This window comes from Rhodococcus sp. NPDC056516 (assembly GCF_042794655.1).
Classification (GTDB): Bacteria; Actinomycetota; Actinomycetes; order Mycobacteriales; family Mycobacteriaceae; genus Rhodococcus_F.
In genome coordinates this window covers 839,645-860,911 of record NZ_JBHTTG010000002.1, presented here as the reverse complement: position 1 = coordinate 860,911, position 21,267 = coordinate 839,645, and the positions used below count along the sequence as shown (strand labels likewise).

General features: G+C 63.6%; 19 protein-coding genes. 17 read left to right on the top strand and 2 right to left on the bottom strand.

Annotation, left to right across the window (positions count from 1 at the left end; genetic code table 11):
- Positions 1–28 precede the first annotated feature (28 nt).
- The 3 genes from ACFQ6Y_RS09245 to ACFQ6Y_RS09235 are packed head-to-tail and all read left to right on the top strand — an operon-like array spanning position 29 to position 2,280.
- Positions 29–1,078 (top strand): thiamine-phosphate kinase, encoded by a 1,050-nt coding sequence (locus tag ACFQ6Y_RS09245; RefSeq protein WP_378631291.1) that lies wholly within the window; start codon positions 29–31, stop codon positions 1,076–1,078.
- A 9-nt stretch (positions 1,079–1,087) separates the two neighbouring features.
- Positions 1,088–1,609, top strand: coding sequence for a gamma carbonic anhydrase family protein (locus ACFQ6Y_RS09240; protein ID WP_378449565.1), 522 nt, complete (start codon positions 1,088–1,090; stop codon positions 1,607–1,609).
- Entirely contained in the window at positions 1,609–2,280 is a 672-nt protein-coding gene (locus ACFQ6Y_RS09235; RefSeq protein WP_378631289.1) for a uracil-DNA glycosylase, read from the top strand. Before ACFQ6Y_RS09240 ends, ACFQ6Y_RS09235 begins: the two co-directional genes overlap by 1 nt.
- Positions 2,281–2,346: 66 nt before the next feature.
- Here the strand turns inward: ACFQ6Y_RS09235 and ACFQ6Y_RS09230 are convergent, their stop codons facing one another.
- Entirely contained in the window at positions 2,347–3,141 is a 795-nt protein-coding gene (locus tag ACFQ6Y_RS09230; protein ID WP_378449563.1) for an enoyl-CoA hydratase-related protein, read from the bottom strand.
- A gap of 131 nt (positions 3,142–3,272) precedes the next feature.
- Positions 3,273–3,464, bottom strand: coding sequence for a 50S ribosomal protein L28 (gene rpmB / locus ACFQ6Y_RS09225; protein WP_003942669.1), 192 nt, complete (start codon positions 3,462–3,464; stop codon positions 3,273–3,275).
- Between the two features lie 334 nt (positions 3,465–3,798).
- On the opposite strand from rpmB, the gene ACFQ6Y_RS09220 reads away from it, so the two are divergent.
- From ACFQ6Y_RS09220 to smc, 14 genes are all read left to right on the top strand, one after another.
- Positions 3,799–5,508 (top strand): DAK2 domain-containing protein, encoded by a 1,710-nt coding sequence (locus ACFQ6Y_RS09220; RefSeq protein ID WP_378631286.1) that lies wholly within the window; start codon positions 3,799–3,801, stop codon positions 5,506–5,508.
- Between the two features lie 73 nt (positions 5,509–5,581).
- Positions 5,582–7,843, top strand: a complete 2,262-nt coding sequence (gene recG / locus ACFQ6Y_RS09215) for an ATP-dependent DNA helicase RecG (RefSeq protein ID WP_378631283.1) — start codon at positions 5,582–5,584, stop codon at positions 7,841–7,843.
- A gap of 120 nt (positions 7,844–7,963) precedes the next feature.
- Positions 7,964–11,368: a pyruvate carboxylase gene (locus ACFQ6Y_RS09210; RefSeq protein ID WP_378449561.1), complete on the top strand. Its 3,405-nt coding sequence runs from the start codon at positions 7,964–7,966 to the stop codon at positions 11,366–11,368.
- The gene (rsmD, locus tag ACFQ6Y_RS09205; RefSeq protein ID WP_003942746.1) at positions 11,365–11,931 is read left to right on the top strand and encodes a 16S rRNA (guanine(966)-N(2))-methyltransferase RsmD; all 567 of its coding nucleotides are present in this window, start codon (positions 11,365–11,367) and stop codon (positions 11,929–11,931) included. Before ACFQ6Y_RS09210 ends, rsmD begins: the two co-directional genes overlap by 4 nt.
- Positions 11,928–12,422, top strand: a complete 495-nt coding sequence (gene coaD / locus ACFQ6Y_RS09200; protein ID WP_003942776.1) for a pantetheine-phosphate adenylyltransferase — start codon at positions 11,928–11,930, stop codon at positions 12,420–12,422. The genes rsmD and coaD overlap by 4 nt, the downstream gene beginning before the upstream one ends.
- Before the next feature lie 131 nt (positions 12,423–12,553).
- Complete coding sequence (locus tag ACFQ6Y_RS09195; protein ID WP_230813222.1) at positions 12,554–13,315, top strand: DivIVA domain-containing protein; 762 nt, start codon at positions 12,554–12,556, stop codon at positions 13,313–13,315.
- Between the two features lie 189 nt (positions 13,316–13,504).
- Positions 13,505–14,065, top strand: coding sequence for a DUF177 domain-containing protein (locus ACFQ6Y_RS09190; protein ID WP_007729319.1), 561 nt, complete (start codon positions 13,505–13,507; stop codon positions 14,063–14,065).
- Positions 14,066–14,067: 2 nt separating this feature from the next.
- Complete coding sequence (gene rpmF / locus ACFQ6Y_RS09185) at positions 14,068–14,250, top strand: 50S ribosomal protein L32 (protein WP_007729318.1); 183 nt, start codon at positions 14,068–14,070, stop codon at positions 14,248–14,250.
- 19 nt (positions 14,251–14,269) lie between these two features.
- Positions 14,270–15,043 carry a ribonuclease III gene (gene rnc, locus ACFQ6Y_RS09180; RefSeq protein ID WP_378449558.1) on the top strand — a complete coding sequence of 258 codons (774 nt, stop codon included), beginning with the start codon at positions 14,270–14,272 and terminating at the stop codon, positions 15,041–15,043.
- An 8-nt stretch (positions 15,044–15,051) separates the two neighbouring features.
- A complete protein-coding gene (mutM, locus tag ACFQ6Y_RS09175; protein WP_378631279.1) occupies positions 15,052–15,921 on the top strand; it encodes a bifunctional DNA-formamidopyrimidine glycosylase/DNA-(apurinic or apyrimidinic site) lyase in 870 nt (289 codons plus the stop codon).
- A 42-nt stretch (positions 15,922–15,963) separates the two neighbouring features.
- Positions 15,964–16,416 (top strand): OsmC family protein, encoded by a 453-nt coding sequence (locus tag ACFQ6Y_RS09170; RefSeq protein WP_378631276.1) that lies wholly within the window; start codon positions 15,964–15,966, stop codon positions 16,414–16,416.
- Positions 16,416–17,339 carry an SMP-30/gluconolactonase/LRE family protein gene (locus ACFQ6Y_RS09165; RefSeq protein ID WP_378631273.1) on the top strand — a complete coding sequence of 308 codons (924 nt, stop codon included), beginning with the start codon at positions 16,416–16,418 and terminating at the stop codon, positions 17,337–17,339. The genes ACFQ6Y_RS09170 and ACFQ6Y_RS09165 overlap by 1 nt, the downstream gene beginning before the upstream one ends.
- 5 nt (positions 17,340–17,344) lie before the next feature.
- On the top strand, positions 17,345–17,629 hold the full coding sequence (locus ACFQ6Y_RS09160) for an acylphosphatase (protein WP_230812898.1): 285 nt from the start codon (positions 17,345–17,347) through the stop codon (positions 17,627–17,629).
- Between the two features lie 26 nt (positions 17,630–17,655).
- A complete protein-coding gene (gene smc / locus ACFQ6Y_RS09155; RefSeq protein ID WP_378631270.1) occupies positions 17,656–21,243 on the top strand; it encodes a chromosome segregation protein SMC in 3,588 nt (1,195 codons plus the stop codon).
- Positions 21,244–21,267: the final 24 nt, after the last annotated feature.

Genomic DNA, 21,267 nt, shown 5'->3' with positions numbered 1-21,267 from the left:
GGCCGCTTACGAGCGAATTGCGTCGGCATTGGAGACACTCATCGCATCATCGGAGTTCACCGCATCATCGGAGTTCACTGCATCATCGGAGTTCGAATCACAGCCCACTGTCGAGCAGGTGGGGGAGTTCGACGTGATCGCGCGATCTCTGGTCGGCCGAATCCAACCGGTCACCACCGAATTGGGGCCGGGTGACGATGCCGCGATCGTGACGTCCGGTGACGGCCGCGTGGTTGTCTCGTCCGACATGTTGGTCGAAGGCCGGCATTTCCGAGTGGACTGGTCTTCGCCACGGGACATCGGCCGCAAGGCGGTGGCCCAGAACGCCGCTGATGTGGTTTCGATGGGAGCCAGGCCGACGGCATTCACGGTGTCGCTGGGGTGCCCACCCTCGACTCCCGTCGACCTCGTCGACGGAATCTCGGCCGGGATCTGGGACGCGGCAACAGATCTGGGGGCCGGTGTGGTCGGCGGTGACCTGGTCCAGTCGCCGGTGATCGTCGTGTCGGTGACTGTGCTCGGCGATCTCGGTGGCCGTCCGGCAGTTCTCCGTTCGGGTGCAAAGCTCGGTGACAAGATCGCTGTCGCCGGGCTGTTCGGTTGCTCGGCAGCGGGATTGGCACTACTGCTCGACGAAACCGAGCTGCTCGATGAAACCGGCAGTTTTCCAGATTTACTTGCCTCTCATCGTGTTCCGAATCCGCCGTATCAATCGGCATGGGACGCCGCAGAATCAGCACACTCGATGACGGACGTCTCCGACGGATTGATCGCGGACCTTCGACATCTCGCAGAGGCATCACACGTACGGTGCGACATCTTCTCGGCCGCGGTTCCCACCTCAGCAGACGTCTTGTCGGCGGCCGAGGCGCTCGATGTCGATCCGCTGCACTGGATCTTGTCCGGTGGTGAAGATCACGGATTTGCAGCAACTTTCGGACCGGAGGTCGAGATTCCGTCGGGATGGACCGTGATCGGTGAGGTCGTCGCAGGTTCCGGTGTCTCCGTCGACGGTTCTCTTCGCGAGAGCGGTGGGGGTTGGCACAGCTTTTCGACCACCGGCACCACTGCGGTATAGGTTGCTTTCATGGCTGTATATGCACTTGGAGACAGAGTTCCGGACATACATCCGGACGCATACGTCCACCCGGACGCGGTGGTGATCGGCGCCGTGACTCTCGCGGCGGGCACCTCGATCTGGCCGCAAGCGGTGTTGCGTGGTGACTACGGAACCATTTCGGTAGGTCTCGGATCGAATATCCAGGACGGAACCGTCATCCATTGCACTGCAATCGATGCGACCGTCATCGGTTCGGGCTGCGTCGTGGGCCACAACGCACACATCGAAGGTTCGACCATCGAAGATAACTGCTTGATCGCATCGGGGTCCGTGGTCCTCAACGGAACGGTGATCGGTACGGGGTCGATCGTCGCCGCTGGTGCGGTGGTGGCGAACAAGATGCAAGTTCCGCCGCGCAGCATGGCGCTCGGTGTGCCCGCCAAGGTCCGTGCGGGATACGAGGTTCCGCTCGGTCACCTCGACGGCAACGTCAAGATGTACGCAGCCAATGCGGCGTACTACCGCGACGCGTTGCGCAGGCTCGACTGATGGCGCCGCTTGCAGAGATCGTCGATCCAGGGTGGGCGCGGGCACTCGAACCGGTGTCGGGGCAGATCTCCGCGATGGGCACGTTCTTGCGTGAAGAGATCGCTGCGGGGCGAGAGTATCTGCCGGCGGGGGAGAACGTCTTGCGTGCGTTCACGAATCCGTTCGACGACGTTCGAGTGCTCATCGTCGGTCAAGACCCCTACCCGACGCCCGGTCATGCTGTCGGGTTGAGCTTTTCGGTCGCCCCGGACGTGCGGCCGGTTCCGCGAAGCCTCGGCAACATCTACAAGGAATATCACCAGGATCTCGGATTGCCGATACCGTCGAACGGCGATCTGACTCCGTGGTCGAAACAAGGTGTGCTGCTTCTCAATCGCGTTCTGACCGTGCAGCCGGGTCAAGCCGCTTCGCATCGTAAGAAGGGCTGGGAGCCGGTGACCGAGCAGGCCATTCGCGCTCTGGTCGCGCGATCGTCACCGATGGTCGCGATCTTGTGGGGTCGCGACGCGGCTACTCTCGCGCCGATGCTCGGCGACACACCGATCATCGAATCCGCGCATCCGTCACCACTTTCGGCTTCGCGCGGTTTCTTCGGTTCGCGTCCGTTCAGTCGTGCGAACGAGCTCTTGACCGGACTCGGAGCTGATCCGGTCGACTGGAATCTTGGCTGAACGAACTGCGTCTGAACGAACTGCCGTGCCGAATGTCGTGACGCGACGTTCGGCACGGCAATTCGATTACGCCTGCTTTGCGGACGTGAAATCGGGGCGACGCTTGTCGACGAACGCGTCCACACCCTCGCGGCCGACGGGGCTGTTCGCCGCGAGGGCGATGGACGCGGCTTCGGCGTCGAGTTGCTCGGCAAGCGAGTTCGTCCGCGACGAACGCAGCAGCGCCTTGATTCCCGAGTACGACGTGCTCGGTCCGTTGGCCAAGGCGCGGGCGAGGCGCGCTGCCTCTTCCTGAACCTCGTCGTCGCCGACGAGTCGGGTGAGGATCCCCAGCCGGACGGCTTCGTCGCCCCCGATCACCGAATCGTTGAGAAGAATTTCGCGAGCGCGGGCCACGCCGACGATGCGGGGAAGCGTCCATGACATTCCGCCATCCGGGGTGAAACCGATGGAGGGGTAGGCGGGACGAAGCTTGGTGCCGGTGCCGCCGATTGCGACGTCGGCGAGGCAGACCAGGCTCATTCCGGCACCGGCGGCCCATCCGTGGACTCCGGCCACCACTGGAGCGGTAGCGGCGTCGAGCGCGCGAACGAACACGTGGAAGACGCGGGCAACTTCGGCCACGTACTCGCCGCGGTCGGGGGCTGCGGCGAACGCGCGGACGTTGCCTCCGGCACAGAAGTTTGCGCCTTCGCCGACCAGCAGGATGCTCCCGATGTCGTTTCCGACTGTCTCGAGCGCCTGCGCGCCCTGAACCAGTCCTTCGTCGTCGAGGGAGGTGCCGTTGGCGGCGGTGGAAATGGTGATGCGGAGTACGCCCTCGTCGAGGGTCACCTTGCTCAGGTCATCGATAGAAGTCACTCAACGCACATTACGGGTGTCTGACAGCCATACGAAACACGGGGACATATAGATACAGTCACATAGATACAGCTCTGCCCCCGTCACCGAAGTGACGGGGGCAGAGCCTGCAATAGTTTGTGCTCGGGCAATCAGCCCCGAGCGACCTTGCCTGCCTTCAGGCAGGAGGTGCACACGTTGACCTTACGGGTGTTACCCGGGGCAACCTCGGTACGAACAGACTGAATGTTCGGGTTCCAGCGACGATTGGTACGCCGGTGCGAGTGCGAGACCGACTTACCGAAGCCGGGCCCCTTGGCGCATACGTCGCAGACGGCAGCCATAGTCGCGAACTCCTTGTTAGAAATGAATATTGAAGTGGTTACCCTACACGGTAGGGCAGCCAGAATTACAATCCGAATATACTCGACTTCGAACCGATCCTTGACCGCTCACTGTGCAGCCGAACGTGAAAACAGTCAATCAGCAACAAACAAAGTGCAGCATTATTTCGTGTAGCCCGTTCGAGGCAACCGTGTAAGAGTAACCGCTTCCGGCCCGAATGGCCAAACCGCCCGGTAATGACGGCTGCGCAGAAGCGTCGGACTACCCTCGACTGCACCGATCACCGATCTCTTTTTTCATCGTCAGTCTTTCCATCGTCGAGGGGAACCGTCAGTGGGGGAAGTACAAGGCGTCGCCGAGGAAGCAGAATCCGTCGCGGACGGACATTTGCTGCGGCGCTGGGCCCGCCGGGCCGTCGACAGCCTCCAGAAACGTCGCGGAGAGATCAACAGCCTGAACGTCTTTCCCATCCCTGATTCGGATACCGGCACCAATCTGTTGTTCACGATGCGGGCCGCGCTCGATTCCGCCGAGACGATCGAGGACGACGTCCGCAGTGCGGGCCGCGTCGCCAACGCTCTGGCTCGGGGCGCCGTCTCCGGCGCCCGGGGCAATTCCGGAGTGATCCTCTCCCAGGTGATCCGGGGTATCGCCGAGAGCGTTCAAGGCGAGCACATCGACGGCCGCAGCTTCGCGAACTCACTGACTACGGCGACGACGCTGGCGTCACGGGCTGTCTCCGATCTGGTGGAAGGCACCATCGTCACAGTTCTGCGTGCATCGGGAGAAGCAGCGCAAGAGTGTGTCGACACCAGGACGCCGAGCGGCGAGGACCTTGCTTCCGTAGTTGCCGCCGCTGCCGACGCCGCTGCTGTCGCACTGAACAAGACGCCGGAGCAACTGGACGTTCTGGCGTCCGCCGGGGTGGTCGATGCCGGGGGATTCGGTCTCGTTCTGATCCTCGACGCCTTTGTCGAGGTGGTCACCGGGAAGTCTCAGGTCCGCGAGGATCTGGGAACACCGGACCTGCGCTCGACCTCCGTGGTCGATGTCAGTGCATTCGATCACGATTGGGCTCACAAGAGCCCGATCGAATGTGGTGATCACTCGGAGCAGGATTTCGAGGTCATGTACCTCGTCGACGACTCCGACGACGATCGGATGGCGGCGCTGCGCACGCGACTCTCCGTCCTCGGGGATTCGACGGTCATCGTCAGCGACGGCTTCGGCGGCTGGTCCGTGCACGTACATTGCTGCGATGCCGGCGCGGCGGTGGAAGCAGGCCTCGAGGCCGGAAAGGTCCACGGCATTCGCATCAGCAGTTTTCTCGTCGACGAACGCGACCAGCTGGTGGCACGGGCGGAGAGGCGATTCCCGGGCGCCGGCGCACGCGGCGTTCTGGCCGTCGTCGCCGGTGAAAGCGCGTCGGCGTTGTTCGAGAGTGAGGGCGCGACCGTTCTTCGTTGCGACGATGCGCCGGTCACACGCGCGCAGCTGCTCGGGCGCATTCGTCAGATGGAGCGAAGCGAAGTCCTGGTGCTGCCGAACGGAGCTTTGACCGCTCAGGAACTGGTCGCAGTCAGTGCCGCTGCACGCGATCCGCTTCACCAGGTCCTGCTGCTGTCGACGTCGTCGATGGTGCAGGGCTTGGCCGCCCTCGCCGTTCACGACGCCCAGCGCAACGTCGCCGACGACGGCTTCACGATGTCCGAGGCTGCAGCGGCGACGCGCTGGGGATCTTTGCGTATTGCCGTCGAGCGCTCGCTGACCTACGTCGGGACGTGTGATCCGGGGGACGCCATCGGGTTGATGGGTCACGAGGTGGTGCTCATCGGTCCCGATGTCGCCGAGTCGAGTGCGCGATTGGTCGATCTTGCGCTCGGATCCGGCGGTGAACTCGTGACCCTTCTCATGGGGGCCGACGCACCGGACGACCTGGCAGCGCAGCTCGAGGCCCACGTGATCGCGCACCACCCGGGTGTGGACGTACTCGTGTATCAGGGTGATCAGCCCGGTGACCTGTTCCAGTTGGGCGTGGAGTGATCGGACCGAGTCTGTCGGTGACTGCTGATATACGAACACCTGTGCTTATCGCGACACTGTGCTGGAGGAACTGATGGCGACGCTCGGCGACCCACTCGATCGGCTGCTGGGAAAGAAGACCGCGGAGGCGCTCGACGAGGCATTCGAGATCCGGACCGTCGAGGACTTGCTGCGTCACTACCCACACCGGTACGCGTCGGCAGGCAAGGAACTTGCCGAGAAAGAGCCGCCCGAGGGTGAGCACATCACCATCATCGCGCGGGTGGCGTCGGCAGCCGTCGTGAAGATGAAGAACCGTCCAGGACAGATGCTGAGGGTCTCGCTCGCGACCGATTCGCAGACCGTCGACGTCACGTTCTTCAATCCGCAGAAGGTGCGTCACGTCATCAAGCCCGGCGTGCGGGCGATGTTCTCCGGGACGGTCAAGTACTTCCGCGGGAAGTGGTCTCTCACTCATCCGAGCTACCTGATCCTCCCGGAACCTCGTGTCGGCGAAGAGGATTCAGTGGTTCCTCTGGCATCCATCAAGGGGGCCGGCGACCTTGCCGGTCTGGCTCGCGCAAATCAGGACCCCGGCGCAGAACTCGATCTCTCCGTCTTCGACCGGGCATTGATCCCGCTGTACCCGGCGACCCGCGAGGTCGAGAGCTGGACCATCATGCGGTGCGTGCGGCAAGTGCTCGACCAACTCGATCCGATCGAGGAGCCGTTGCCCGCCGAGACTCGGGCCGAGCACGGATTCATCGGTTTGGACGAGGCGCTGCGCACCGTGCACCTGCCAGATACCAAGGAAGACATCGAACGAGCACAGGATCGTCTGCGTTTCGACGAGGCGCTGTCTCTGCAGTTGGTCCTCGCGATGCGTCGTCACGACAATTCCGAGCGTGTGGCTCCGGCCTGCGCTCCGGTCGCCGGCGGGATCGCGGACCAGTTCGAGGAGATGCTCCCGTTCACTCTGACGGAGGGACAGCAGGCAGTCGCGGAGGAGATCTCCACCGACCTTGCCCGCCCACACCCGATGAGCCGCCTTCTTCAGGGCGAGGTCGGGTCAGGCAAGACGATCGTGGCTCTGCGCGCGATGCTGCAGGTCGTCGATGCGGGTCATCAGTGCGCGTTGCTCGCACCCACCGAGGTCCTGGCAAATCAGCACGCGCGATCACTGCGCAAGATGATGGGCTCACTGGCTGCAGGTGGTGAACTCGGTTCTGCCGAACATTCCACCCGTATCGCCCTTCTTACCGGCTCGCTGCCAGTCGCTGCGAAACGCGCAGCGCTGCTCGAAGCCGTGACCGGCGACGCCGGGATTGTCATCGGTACCCATGCGCTCATCCAGGACAACGTCGAGTTCTTCAACCTCGGGATGGTCGTGGTCGACGAGCAGCACCGCTTCGGCGTCGAGCAACGTGATCAGTTGCGATCGCGGGCACGTGAAGGCCTGAGTCCGCATCTGCTGGTGATGACGGCAACGCCGATTCCGCGAACCATCGCCATGACGGTGCTCGGCGATCTCGAGGTATCGACCCTGCGGGAGCTACCGCGTGGGCGTACTCCGATCAAGAGCAACGTCGTGCCTGCGAAGCAGAAGCCGCAGTGGGTGGATCGCGCATGGGAACGAATTCGGGAGGACGTTGCCGACGGCCGTCAGGCGTATGTCGTGTGCTCGCGGATCGGCGACGGTGAGCAGGGCGCAGGCGAAGACCAGTTCACCGAGGAGAAGCAGCCGGAGACCAAGTCGGCGGTCGACGTCTTCGAGGAGCTGTCGAGCGGCCCGCTGGCCGATCTGCGAGTCGGATTGCTGCACGGTCGACTACCTTCCGACGAAAAAGACGTCGTCATGAGCGCGTTCAACGTCGGTGACATCGACGTCCTTGTCTGCACGACCGTCGTCGAAGTCGGTGTGGACGTCCCGAACGCGACGGTGATGGTGATCGTCGACGCCGAACGGTTCGGTGTCAGTCAGCTCCATCAGTTGCGTGGTCGTGTCGGCCGTGGAAAGCATCAGGGACTCTGCATTCTCGTCACCGGAAGCAATCCCGGCGGGCCGGCATACGAGCGACTCTCCGCGGTGGCCGCGACCAACGACGGGTTCGAACTGGCTCAGCTCGACCTCGCGACCAGGCGCGAAGGCGACATCCTCGGAGCTGCGCAGTCGGGCACGACCTCGAATCTGCGGCTGCTTTCTCTCATGGCACACGGAGACATCCTCGAATCCGCCCGGGAGTTCGCCCAGGGAATCGTCGACGACGATCCATCGCTCGACGGTCATCCTGCCTTGGCTTCCATGGTGACTGCCGCGCTGGACTCCGACCGGATCGAGTACCTCGAGAAGTCGTGACGGGTATGACGACAAGCTGAAATCGAATAGCACGAGGACCGCCGGGTTGGTTTCTCGATTCAGTCCGAAATATGAGACTCCGCATGTAGACGCAAGATGAAATCGGGGTAGTTTTCTCGAATGTTCTCCAAAGTGCTCGTCGCGAACCGCGGCGAAATTGCGATCCGTGCCTTCCGCGCCGCCTACGAACTAGGTGCCGGAACCGTCGCGGTGTTCCCGTACGAGGATCGGAACTCGATCCACCGTCTCAAGGCAGACGAGAGCTACCAGATCGGGGAGAAGGGTCACCCCGTTCGCGCGTATCTCTCGGTCGAGGAGATCGTCGCCGCCGCCAAGAGCGCCGGAGCCGACGCCATCTACCCCGGTTACGGTTTCCTCTCCGAGAACCCGGATCTGTCGGCGGCGTGCGCCGAGGCAGGCATCAAGTTCGTGGGTCCCTCTGCGGAGATTCTCGAGTTGACCGGTAACAAGGCACGCGCCATTGCCGCGGCCAAAGCCGCCGGTCTCCCTGTGCTCGCGTCTTCGGAGCCGTCAGCGGACATCGACGAGCTGCTCGCAGCAGCCGAGGACATGACCTTCCCGCTCTTCGTCAAGGCTGTCGCCGGCGGCGGCGGACGCGGAATGCGCCGCGTTGCGGAACGCTCACAGCTCAAGGAATCGATCGAAGCCGCAGCGCGCGAAGCGGAGTCGGCCTTCGGCGATTCGACGGTGTTCCTCGAGCAGGCCGTCATCGACCCCCGGCACATCGAAGTGCAGATCCTCGCCGACGAGCAGGGCAACGTCATCCACCTCTTCGAGCGTGACTGCTCGTTGCAGCGTCGCCACCAGAAGGTGATCGAGCTTGCTCCGGCCCCCAACCTCTCGGAAGAGTTGCGCGCCAAGATCTGTGCCGACGCCGTCGCTTTCGCGAAGGAGATCGGGTACACGTGCGCCGGCACTGTCGAGTTCCTCCTCGACAAGCGCGGCAACCACGTCTTCATCGAGATGAACCCGCGAATTCAGGTGGAGCACACCGTCACCGAAGAAGTGACGGACGTGGACTTGGTCCAGTCGCAGCTCAAGATCGCGTCCGGTTCGACGCTTGCAGATCTGGGTCTGTCACAGGACACGATCAAGCTGCGCGGAGCGGCGCTGCAGTGCCGCATCACGACCGAGGATCCGGCCAACGGATTCCGCCCGGACACGGGCCGGATCACCGCGTACCGCACCCCGGGCGGTGCCGGTATCCGCCTTGACGGCGGCGCGACGCTCGGTGCCGAGGTCGGAGCGTACTTCGACTCGATGCTGGTCAAGCTCACCTGCCGCGGTCGCGACCTCGAAGCCGCTGTCGCGAGGGCTCGCCGCGCGGTCACCGAGTTCCGTATTCGTGGCGTCTCGACCAACATTCCGTTCCTGCAGGCGGTTCTCGACGACCCGGACTTCCGGGCCGGACGAGTGACGACCTCCTTCATCGAGGAACGTCCGCAGCTGCTGACCCTGCGTTCCTCCGCCGACCGCGGCACCAAGATCCTGACCTACCTCGCCGATGTGACGGTCAACAAGCCGCACGGCGAGCGTCCCTCTTCGGTGTACCCGCAGGACAAACTGCCCAAGATCGATCTTTCGACGCCGCCGCCCGCCGGCAGCCGCCAGCGTCTGCTCGAACTCGGTCCCGAAGGTTTCGCGAAGGCACTGCGTGAGCAGAAGGCCGTCGGCGTCACCGACACCACTTTCCGCGACGCGCATCAGTCCTTGTTGGCCACGCGAGTTCGAACCAGCGGACTGCTCGGAGTTGCCGGGCACGTTGCTCGGTTGACGCCGGAACTGCTCTCGATCGAAGCCTGGGGCGGCGCGACGTACGATGTGGGACTTCGCTTCCTGCACGAGGATCCGTGGTATCGGCTTGCCGCGCTCCGTGAAGCGATCCCGAACATCTGCCTCCAGATGCTCCTTCGCGGACGAAACACGGTGGGCTACACGCCCTATCCGGAGAAGGTCACGCGCGCATTCGTCCAGGAAGCCACCGACACCGGCATCGACATCTTCCGAATCTTCGACGCGCTCAACAACGTCGACCAGATGCGCCCTGCCATCGACGCGGTGCGTGAGACGGGAACGGCTCTCGCCGAGGTGGCGCTGAGCTACACCGGCGATCTGTCGGATCCGAACGAAACGCTGTACACGCTCGACTACTACCTGAAGTTGGCAGAAGAGATCGTCGATGCCGGCGCTCACGTGCTCGCGATCAAGGACATGGCCGGCCTGTTGCGCGCTCCGGCGGCCACCAAGCTCGTGACAGCGCTACGCAGCAACTTCGATCTGCCGGTTCACGTCCACACGCACGACACCCCCGGTGGACAGTTGGCCACGTACTTCGCCGCGTGGCAGGCGGGCGCCGACGCAGTCGACGGTGCTTCGGCGGCATTGGCCGGAACCACCAGCCAGCCTGCGCTCTCGGCTATCGTCGCCGCTGCTGCGCACTCCGAGTTCGACACCGGACTGAACTTGCAGAACGTGTGCGACCTCGAGCCGTACTGGGAGGCGCTGCGAAAGGTGTACGCGCCCTTCGAATCCGGGCTACCGGCCCCGACGGGACGCGTGTACACGCACGAGATTCCGGGTGGTCAGCTTTCCAACCTCCGTACTCAGGCCGTTGCTCTCGGCCTCGGCGACCGGTTCGAAGAGGTCGAAGCCAAGTACGCCGACGCAGACCGCATGCTCGGACATCTGGTCAAGGTGACGCCGTCGTCGAAGGTTGTCGGCGACCTCGCGCTCCATCTTGTCGGTGCCGGTGTGCCTTCGGAGGAGTTCGCCGCAGATCCGGCGAAGTTCGACATTCCCGACTCCGTGGTCGGCTTCCTGCGCGGCGAACTCGGTACGCCTCCCGGTGGCTGGCCGGAACCGTTCCGCAGCAAGGCACTCGAAGGCCGTGGCCAGGCCAAGCCCGAAGCGACGCTCTCCGCCGAGGACGAGGTACTGCTGGAGGGCTCGTCGAAGGACCGTCAGGCGACGCTGAACCGTCTGCTCTTCCCCGGCCCGACAAAGGAATTCCTCGAGCACCGCGAGAAGTACGGCGACACGTCGCGGTTGTCGGCGAACCAGTTCTTCTACGGTCTGCGGCGCGGCGACGAGCACCGCGTCGAATTGGCTCCCGGCGTGGAACTGATCATCGGTCTCGAAGCGATTTCCGAGCCCGACGAGCGCGGCTACCGCACTGTCATGTGCATCCTGAACGGCCAGCTGCGTCCGGTCTCGATCCGCGATCGCTCCATTGCCAGTGACGTGCCGGTGGCGGAGAAGGCCGACAAGAACAACCCGGGCCACGTGGCGGCACCGTTCGCGGGCGTCGTGACGCTCGCGGTCAAGGAAGGCCAGAAGATCGAGGCCGGCGACACCGTGGCCACGATCGAAGCGATGAAGATGGAAGCGGCGATCACCTCGCCGCGCGCCGGCGTCGTCTCTCGGATCGCGATCAGCGCCGTCCAACAGGTCGAGGGCGGAGACCTGCTGGTAGTCGTCTCGACGGGGGAGAGCGCCGCAGAGTGACACGCATCATCTCGGGACTCGCGGGCGGTCGACGCCTGCGAGTCCCGCCGAGCGGCACCCGTCCGACGTCGGATCGGGTTCGTGAGGCGCTGTTCAGTGCTCTCGAAGCGCGCATCGATCTCGAAGGGTGCGCGGTTCTCGACCTCTTTGCGGGTTCGGGTGCTCTCGGCCTCGAGGCGCTCTCGCGGGGAGCCGAGCACGTTGTTCTCGTGGAATCGGATGCCAAGGCTGCTGCCGTCATCAAGGCGAACATCGGCACAGTCGCGTTGCCTGGGGCGACGGTTCGCGCCGCTCCGGTTGCGGCCGTGGTCTCGGGTCCGAGCGCGCGTGAATACGACATAGTGATCGCGGACCCACCGTATGCGGTAACCGACGAGGCCGTCGTGTCCATGCTCGCTGATCTGCAGGCCAACAAATGGGTGGGGGAGGGCACGATCGTGGTACTCGAACGATCGTCGCGCTCGCCGGAGACCGTGTGGCCTCAGGGCTACGAGCCGATCAAGGCCAAGAACTACGGTGAAGCCCGCATCGAGCTGGCCACCTGCTACGGTCTGGACTCATGACTGGCGCCGTCTGCCCCGGATCCTTCGACCCTGTGACCAACGGTCACCTCGACGTAATCGGAAGAGTTGCTGCGCAATTCGACGAGGTCGTGGTCACCGTGCTGATCAACAAGAGCAAGCGTGGCATGTTCACGATCGACGAGCGGATCGAGATGCTCGAAGATGCGACGAGTCACCTGCCCAATGTTCGCGTCACGTCGTGGCACGGATTGTTGGTCGACTACGCGAAACAAGAAGGCCTCAGCGCGATCGTCAAGGGTCTGCGCGGCGCGAACGACTTCGATTACGAGCTGCAGATGGCCCAGATGAATCAGAAGCTCACGGGCGTCGACACACTGTTCGTCGCCACGAACCCGACCTACAGCTACCTGTCGAGTTCTCTGGTGAAGGAAGTCGCGACTTTCGGCGGCGACGTCTCCGACATGCTCCCGGCCAAGGTGCATTCTCGGCTACTCGCGCGTATCGCCGAACGAGCAGCAGAAAACAGCTGATCCCCGACACACCGACCACGACGACACCCCGTTGGCCGTTCTTCCGGCAAACTTGGACAGGAACGGGCACAGGTCCGAGTGGATCGGTGACGATGTGGGCCGAATTCGGCCGGTAGAGATTGGGGTTGCTTGTGTACCGCGTATTCGAGGCACTGGACGAACTGGTCGCAATTGTCGAAGAGGCGCGCGGTGTTCCCATGACCGCCGGGTGTGTTGTGCCTCGCGGCGACGTACTCGAGCTTCTCGACGACGTCCGGGACGCAATTCCGAGCGAGTTGGACGACGCTCAGGACGTCCTCGATCATCGGGACAAATTGGTCGGTGACGCGCGAGCTAACGCGGAGAAGACCGTCAGCAGCGCCAACGCCGAGGCGACGTCGACTGTGGAGAACGCACGCGACGACGCCGACCGCATTCTGTCCGACGCCAAGGCTCAGGCCGATCGCATGGTTGCCGAAGCACGTGCACATGCCGATCAGTTGGTCGAGGACGCAGAGGCAGAAGCGGAACGCACTGTCACTGACGGCCGTCGTGAGTACGACGCAGTGACCGGACGGGCTCGTACCGAGGCCGATCGGATGATCGAGTCGGGCCAGGCTTCGTACGACCATTCGGTGGCCGAGGGAACGGCAGAGCAGGCTCGTCTGGTCTCCCAGACCGAGGTTGTCCAGTCAGCCCACGCGGAATCTGCGCGGGTGATCGATGCCGCTCACGCCGAGTCCGATCGGATGCGTTCGGAGTGCGACCTGTACGTCGACACCAAGTTGGCCGAGTTCGAGGAGTTCCTCACGGGAACCGTTCGATCGGTCGGGCGTGGTCGTCAGCAGCTTCGAACGGGTTCAGGAGTTCCCGATTACCAGGACGACGATCGTCGTTCGGAGCGGCGCCGCTAGAGCCGATCAGACAGTCGAGGGTGGGTCGTCCGATATGGGGCGGCCCACTTTTTCGTGGACGGAATTGGGATTTGCCTTGTAGCTGCCGTATTGTGGAGTGGTTGCCCATACCAGTTTCAACAGTTAGGTGAGTTCTCTTTGTCAACGCATCGTCGTAGTTCGTCGCATCAGTCAAGTGATGCGGGATTTTTGCTGGACACGGTCAAGCTCGGTCGTCGTCCAGGGTCGATGCGTACCGTCGAGAGAACAATTCAGTCCCCGAACCGTATCGGTCTCGATCTGATCGCGATCGAAGCGGGCGCGGACATAGATCTCGATCTTCGTCTCGAAGCAGTGTCCGAAGGCGTTCTTGTCACCGGAAACGTGCACGCACCCACCAAGGGTGAGTGCTCGCGGTGCCTCGAACCGTTCACCGACACCGTGGACATCTATCTCACGGAGTTGTTCGCTTACCCGGACAGCACCACCGAGGAGACGACGGAAGAGGGAGAGGTCTACGCGGTCGAAGACGACGAAATCGACCTCGAACCGGTCATCGTCGATGCAGTCGGGCTGGCGCTTCCGCTCCAGCCTCTGTGCAGTGACGATTGCCTGGGATTGTGCTCAGAATGTGGCATTCGCCTGGCGATTGCGGAATCTGGGCATGGGCATGACATACTTGATCCTCGCTGGGCTGGTCTCGCGGCCAAATTTGGCGTGGAATCAAACACCAGCGAAAATCTTGTGATCACCGAAGCCGAGGAGAAGTAGAAGTGGCTGTCCCCAAGCGCAAAATGTCGCGATCCAACACGCGGTCGCGTCGTAGCCAGTGGAAGACCACTGTGCCCACCCTCGTTACCTGCCCCAACCGTGGCTGTGGCGAGCAGACCCTTCCCCACATCGCATGCCCGTCATGCGGTACTTACAAGGGCCGCCAGGTAACCGCTGCTGTCTAGTTCTCCCCGGAGAAAGACTATGACGAGCGAAAATACAGTTTCAGCCGCCGGCGGCGAGGGCAATCACGACAAGCTCCTCGCCGCTGTCGGCGTAGATATAGAGCCCGGTCTTCTGACCCTGGCTCTCACGCACCGCTCGTACGCGTACGAGAACGGCGGACTGCCCACGAACGAGCGCCTCGAGTTCCTCGGGGATTCCGTTCTCGGCGTCACGGTGACCGAAAATCTCTACCTGTCCCACCCGGACAAATCCGAAGGTGATCTGGCGAAGATCCGTGCCAGCGTGGTGAACATGCATGCACTCGCCGAGGTCGCCAGGACTCTGGGTGAAGGTGGACTCGGTGCACACCTGCTGTTGGGTAAGGGCGAGGAAATGACGGGCGGCCGTGACAAGCCGTCCATTCTCGCCGACGGCATGGAGTCGATTCTCGGCGCCATTCACCTGCAGCACGGCATCGAGACTGCGCGACGCGTTGTCCTCGATCTGTTCGACGATCTACTCACTCGCGCACCGCTTCTGGGCGCGGGTCTGGATTGGAAGACGAGTCTGCAGGAACTGACCGCAGAACACGGTGCCGGAGTTCCCGTTTACGAGATCACCGCTACCGGACCCGATCACGACAAGGAATTCACGGCCACCGTTCTCATCAGTGGCAAACCCTTGGGTGTCGGTGTCGGTCGTTCCAAGAAGGAAGCCGAGCAGAAGGCAGCAAGTTCGGCATGGAAGACGATGTCGGAGAATGCCGCTGCTACCGCAGTTGCTGCCGACGACGCGCCTGATCTTGCCGGCTGAGTTCACTCTTGCCTGAGCTTCCCGAAGTCGAAGTCGTTCGCCGCGGCCTGCAGTCTCATGCTGTAGGTGCGGCGATCGAGGCCGTCGAGGTCCTCCATCCCCGCGCGATCAGGCGCCACGTTCTCGGTTCCGAGGACTTGATCGGCCAACTCACCGGGCAGACCATCGCTTCGGCAGAGCGTCGAGGCAAGTATCTGTGGCTGGTTCTCGAGCCTGCCGGTGTCGGGCTGGTGGTTCATCTCGGGATGAGCGGACAGATGTTGGTCCAGCCCCCGACAGTCGACTGGGAAAAGCATCTACGCATCCGGTTGGCCCTCGATTCCGGAGCGGATCTTCGATTCGTCGATCAGCGAACTTTCGGTGGCTGGTCGATTTCACCTCTCGTCGAGGTCGACGGAACGATGCTGCCCGAGTCGGTGGCGCACATCGCGCGCGATCCCATGGATGTTGCATTCGATCTCGAATCCGTCGTGAAAGTCCTGCGGGGCAAACACACCGAGATCAAGCGCGCGATTCTCGATCAGACCGTGGTCTCCGGGATCGGAAACATCTACGCCGACGAATCGTTGTGGCGCGCAAAGATTCACGGCAACCGAATCGCCGAATCCCTCACCAGGCCCAAACTTCGAGAGCTGTTGACAGCAGCGCACGCGGTGATGGGTGAAGCGCTCGATCAGGGCGGTACGTCCTTCGATGCTCTGTACGTGAACGTCAACGGCGAGTCCGGTTACTTCGACCGGTCACTGTCGGCCTACGGGCAGGAAAATCTTCCGTGCCCGCGATGCGGCGCGCCGATCAAGCGTGAGAAGTTCATGAATCGATCGTCGTTCAGTTGCCCGAGGTGTCAGCCGACCCCGAGGGCAAGGCGAATCGCCTAGGTCTCCCGCCCATGGGGTTCGGCGGAGTGGCAAGATTGCGTCATGGTTGAACAGACTCCCGACAACGCTGCAACCGCCCCCGCTCACACGGAGCTTTGGGTCGAACGCACCGGAACCCGCCTCTACACCGGCAAGAGTTCGCGCGGCGCAGAGGTTCTCATCGGCTCCGAATCGGTTCCAGGAGTCTTCACGCCCGGCGAACTGCTCAAAATCGCGCTCGCCGCGTGCACCGGTATGAGCTCCGACTTCCCGATTTCTCGCCGCCTCGGTGACAACTACGACGCGACGGTCCGCGTGTCCGGCGCCGCCGATCGGGAGAACGAGGTCTACCCGCAGCTCGACGAGGTCCTCGAACTCGATCTCAGCGAGTTGGATGCCGAAGCACAGCAGCGCCTCATCACTCTCGTCGAGCGCTCCGTGGACAAGGTATGCACCGTCGGGCGCACGCTCAAGGCCGGAACCAAGGTAACTCTGTCGTTCGACACGGAAGCCTGATGTCTCGCGCGGGCAGCATTGTCGCTGCGATCGCACTGGGTTCCATTGTGGCGGTGAGTGCTCCGGCGCACGCCTCGGTCCCGGTCGACGGCTCGGCCGGTGGTTGCGGGTCGTGGACGTCGAGCGTCGTGACGACTGGCGCCGGCATGCTCGAGAATCTCGAATTCGACGGCAACGGGTCGATGGTGTTGTCGCAGTCGGCTCTGATCGGGCCGGGTGCACTGCTGAAAGTGACTCCGGACGGAACCCGGACAACTTTGGTCGGTGACGTTACCGGACCTGGCGGGTTGGTCGCGCGTGACGGATCCGTGTACTTCACCACGGGCAACTCGACTGTCTCGGGACTGTTCGGAATCGCCGACGGCAGCCTTCGTAAGGTCGACGTCGCAGACGGATCGGTGACAACGATTGCCGACGGTCTGGTGATGCCGAACGGGCTTGTGCCGCTGGACGGTAACCGCTTCCTCACCGCTCGCACGCTGACCCGGCCGGGCCTGACAGTCGTCAACGGTGACGGAACCAGTTCGATCGTTCGTGAGGATCTCGGCACCGTCGACGGTCTCGCACGCTCCGGGTCGGCGATCTACGTGAGCACGACCTTCGACATGGTGACCGCCGTCCATGTCCTCGACGCACACGATCTGGGCGGAGCAGTGCGGACGATCACGCTCCCCGGATTCGGTCCGGCAAACATGGCGGACGATCTGACCGTCGGACCGGACGGCGCGCTGTACGTCGCTTTCAATGCCGGCGGCAAAGTTGTTCGCGTCGATCCGGATTCGGGATCTTCGTGTGAGATCGCCTCGGGTCTGTCGTTCACATCCGCGGTCAAGTTCGGCGCCGGTCCGGGCTGGGATCCCAACTCGCTCTACACCACCGGTTTCCTGGGTGAGGTTCACCGTCTCGAACGTGTGGCGGGCTGAGCGCCGTGGCTGAGACAGCGCCTGTGCGGTTGACGGCGTGGGTTCACGGATACGTTCAAGGCGTCGGATTTCGGTGGTGGACCAGGGCCCGCGCTCTCGAACTCGGGTTGATCGGATATGCGTCCAACCAGCGTGACGGTCGAGTGCTCGTCGTGGCGGAAGGCGAACGCACGCAACTCGAGCGATTGTTGGAGTTACTGCGCTCGGGGACTACCCCGGGCACGGTGGATCTTGTGGTCGACAGCTGGGACCCCGCCAGGGGCGACCTGACAGGGTTCGTCGAACGCTGACCGGTTTGGCGGTAAAGTTTCCCCCCATGCACCTCAAGAGTCTGACACTCAAGGGATTCAAATCCTTTGCGTCGGCAACGACTCTTCGGTTCGAGCCGGGGATCACCTGCGTCGTCGGCCCCAACGGCTCGGGTAAATCCAACGTCGTCGATGCGTTGACCTGGGTGATGGGCGAGCAGGGCGCCAAGGCCTTGCGCGGCGGCAAGATGGAAGACGTAATCTTTGCCGGGACCTCCGGTCGGGCGCCGCTGGGCCGCGCCGAGGTGACCCTGACCATCGACAACGCCGACGGCGCGCTCCCGATCGAGTACTCCGAGGTGTCGATCACGCGCCGGATGTTCCGCGACGGCGCGGGGGAGTACGAGATCAACGGCTCGTCCTGCCGTCTGATGGACGTCCAGGAACTGCTCAGCGACTCCGGTATCGGCCGCGAGATGCACGTCATCGTCGGGCAGGGACGGCTCGCCGCGATCCTCGAATCCCGGCCCGAAGATCGGCGCGCCTTCATCGAAGAAGCCGCCGGAGTCCTCAAACATCGCCGCCGCAAGGAAAAAGCGGTCCGCAAGCTCGATTCCATGCAGGCCAATCTCGCTCGGCTCAGTGACCTCACCTCGGAACTGCGTCGGCAACTCAAACCGCTGGGACGCCAAGCCGAGGTTGCTCGGCGAGCGCAGACGGTGCAGGCCGACCTGCGTGATGCAAAGATGCGTCTGGCTGCTGACGATCTGGTGACCCGTCGAAACCAGTTGAACGACCAGGCGCAGGACGAGAAAGCGGCCCGTGAACAGCACAACCAGGTGGCGGCTGCGCTGGACGAGGCCAATCTCGAACTCGGGCGCCAGGAGCAAGCTCTCGCTCGTCTGACTCCGGGATCGGAAGCCGCTGCGCAGAGTTGGTTCCAGCTTTCCGCGCTTGCCGAACGCGTCAACGCCACCGTGCGCATCGCCCGCGAGCGTGCGCGTCATCTCGACTCCGAACCCGTCGGCAACCGAGGCCAGGACCCGGACGAGATGGAGGCGCGCGCCGAACGTCTTGCAGCCGAGGAAGCCGAACTCCTCGAAGGCGTCGAGATCGCGCGAGCGGCATCGGAAGCAGCTCGTGAGCAGCTGGCAGCCACGGAAGATGCTGCAGCAGAGGCGGAACGGGCGCACATGGCGGAAGTCCGCGCCGTCGCGGATCGGCGCGAAGGTCTCGCTCGACTCTCCGGTCAGGTCGACACTCTGCGTACCCGCGTCGAATCCGTCGACGCGGAAGTGTCTCGGCTGACCGAAGCGATCGACGAGGCTCGCCTGCGTGGGGATGCCGCACAGGCCGAGTTCGACACGGTGCAGGAAAGCATCGGGGATCTCGATGCCGGTGAAGTCGGCCTCGACACCAATCACGAACGCGCCATCGAAGCTCTCGAGATGATCGACGCGCGCGTCGAGGAACTTCGCGAGGAAGAAAAGACGAGCGGGCAACGTATCGCTTCGCTCCGTGCGCGCGTCGAGGCGCTGTCGATGGGCTTGCAGCGCAAGGACGGTGGCGGTTGGCTGCTCGAACACCGGCGTGACGACGGCATCACCTCGCTGGCCGGATTGATCCACGTCGAACCAGGTTACGAAGCCGCGATCGCCGCCGCGATGGGACCGGCAGCGGACGCCGTCGTGGCGCAGTCGCTGGACTCGGCTCGGTCGGCGGTTGCATCACTGGCAGATCAGGACGGTGGGCGTGCATCACTGATCGTGAGCGGTGAGCCGGCGATCAAGCGCGAGGCCGAGATCGCGCCGGGTAGTCGTCATGCCGTCGACGTCATCGACTGCCCTGACGAGTTGCGTGCCGGATTGACCGCCATCCTCGATGGCGTCGTCCTGGTCGAGACACTCGATGACGCGATTCGAGTTGTTGCTGACCACAAGGGAATTCGTGCAGTGACGCGTTCCGGTGATCTGCACGGTCCGGGGTGGATGATCGGCGGCTCGGATCGGCAACCGAGCACGCTCGAGGTGCAGGCGGCGATCGACGCGTCCGCAGCGGAACTGGCGGCAACGGAGAGCCGATCCGAGGAACTCGACGCTGCGCTGTCCGGCGCCCTGGCCGAACAGGCCGCTCGACGCGAGACCGCGGAGCAGACATTGGCCGCGCTCAACGAGTCGGACGCCGCCATGTCCGCCATCTACGAGCAGCTGGGCAGATTGGGGCAGGCAGCACGAGTCGCCCACGCGGAATCCGATCGGCTGACCGCCCAGCGAGTGCGTGCCGAGGAGGGACGCGGTGAGTCGCTGACCAAGCTCGCGGATCTGGAGGAACGACTGCGCGTTGCCGAAACCGACGGCAGTGCACCGGGACACGGCGCAGAATCGACCGCAGCCGACCGTGAAATGGCGGCAGCAGCGCTGGCGGAAGTACGCATCGTCGAAATGGATGCTCGCCTTGCGGTGCGCACCGCCGAAGAACGTGCGGAATCCGTTCGCGGAAAGGCTGATTCGCTTCGCCGCGCCGCGGCCGCCGAACGAGAAGCGCGAATTCGCGCCGAACGGGCTCTGCGCGCCAGGGCGCACGCGGCGGAGGTTGCAGCTGCCGTCGCCGAATCGGGACAACGTGTGGCGGCCGAACTCGAGACCGTCGTCGCTGCGGCTCTTGCTCACCGCGACGAGTTGGCTCGGGCCCGCTCCGAGTGCACGGCCAAACTGGATCAGGTCCGCGAGATAGTCCGAGCACTGACCGGACAACTCGCTTCGCTCACCGACGCCGTCCATCGCGACGAGGTCGCCAAGGCTCAGGCAGCGTTGCGCATCGAACAACTCGAGGAGTCGATCCTCGATCAGTACGGTATCGGCCTCGACGACCTGATCGCCGAGTACGGGCCCGACGTCGAACTGCCGCCGACGGCACTCGAAATCGAGGAGTACGAACAGGCGAAGGAGCGTGGAGAGCAGGTCACCGCGCCCGCTCCGCTTCCGTACGACCGAGCCACTCAGGAACGCCGAGCCAAGCGTGCAGAGAAAGACCTCGCCACCCTCGGCAAGGTCAATCCGCTCGCGCTCGAGGAATTTGCAGCACTCGAAGAGCGGTACACCTTCCTCTCCACTCAGCTCGAAGACGTCAAGACCGCTCGCAAGGACCTTCTTGCTGTGGTCGCAGACGTGGACGCGCGAATTCTGCAGGTATTCACCGAGGCGTACGCCGACGTCGAGCGTGAGTTCGTGGGAGTGTTCGAGAAATTGTTCCCCGGGGGCGAAGGGCGACTGGTCCTCACCGACCCCTCGGACATGCTCACCACCGGCATCGAAGTCGAGGCGCGTCCGCCCGGCAAGAAGGTCAAGCGGTTGTCGTTGCTGTCGGGCGGCGAGAAGTCGTTGACCGCGGTGGCCATGCTGGTCGCGATCTTCCGGGCTCGCCCTTCCCCGTTCTACGTCATGGACGAGGTCGAGGCGGCGTTGGACGACACCAACCTGCGGCGGCTGATCGGACTCTTCGAACAATTGCGGGAGAAGTCGCAGTTGATCGTCATCACCCACCAGAAACCGACCATGGAAATCGCCGACGCGTTGTACGGAGTCAGCATGCGCGGCGACGGAATCACCACAGTGATTTCGCAGCGACTTCGCGGTCAAGACATGGCCTCTACGTAAGCCCTGCTCACTTTCCGGCTCGGA

What these genes read in the sequence shown, in the direction of transcription:
- coaD (WP_003942776.1), top strand. Translation starts at nt 11,928, where the DNA reads ATGACTGGCGCCGTCTGCCCCGGATCCTTCGACCCTGTGACCAACGGT.
- ACFQ6Y_RS09240 (WP_378449565.1), top strand. Translation starts at nt 1,088, where the DNA reads ATGGCTGTATATGCACTTGGAGACAGAGTTCCGGACATACATCCGGAC.
- recG (WP_378631283.1), top strand. Translation starts at nt 5,582, where the DNA reads ATGGCGACGCTCGGCGACCCACTCGATCGGCTGCTGGGAAAGAAGACC.
- rnc (WP_378449558.1), top strand. Translation starts at nt 14,270, where the DNA reads ATGACGAGCGAAAATACAGTTTCAGCCGCCGGCGGCGAGGGCAATCAC.
- ACFQ6Y_RS09170 (WP_378631276.1), top strand. Translation starts at nt 15,964, where the DNA reads ATGGTTGAACAGACTCCCGACAACGCTGCAACCGCCCCCGCTCACACG.
- rpmB (WP_003942669.1), bottom strand. Translation starts at nt 3,464, where the DNA reads ATGGCTGCCGTCTGCGACGTATGCGCCAAGGGGCCCGGCTTCGGTAAG.
- ACFQ6Y_RS09235 (WP_378631289.1), top strand. Translation starts at nt 1,609, where the DNA reads ATGGCGCCGCTTGCAGAGATCGTCGATCCAGGGTGGGCGCGGGCACTC.
- smc (WP_378631270.1), top strand. Translation starts at nt 17,656, where the DNA reads ATGCACCTCAAGAGTCTGACACTCAAGGGATTCAAATCCTTTGCGTCG.
- ACFQ6Y_RS09210 (WP_378449561.1), top strand. Translation starts at nt 7,964, where the DNA reads ATGTTCTCCAAAGTGCTCGTCGCGAACCGCGGCGAAATTGCGATCCGT.
- ACFQ6Y_RS09165 (WP_378631273.1), top strand. Translation starts at nt 16,416, where the DNA reads ATGTCTCGCGCGGGCAGCATTGTCGCTGCGATCGCACTGGGTTCCATT.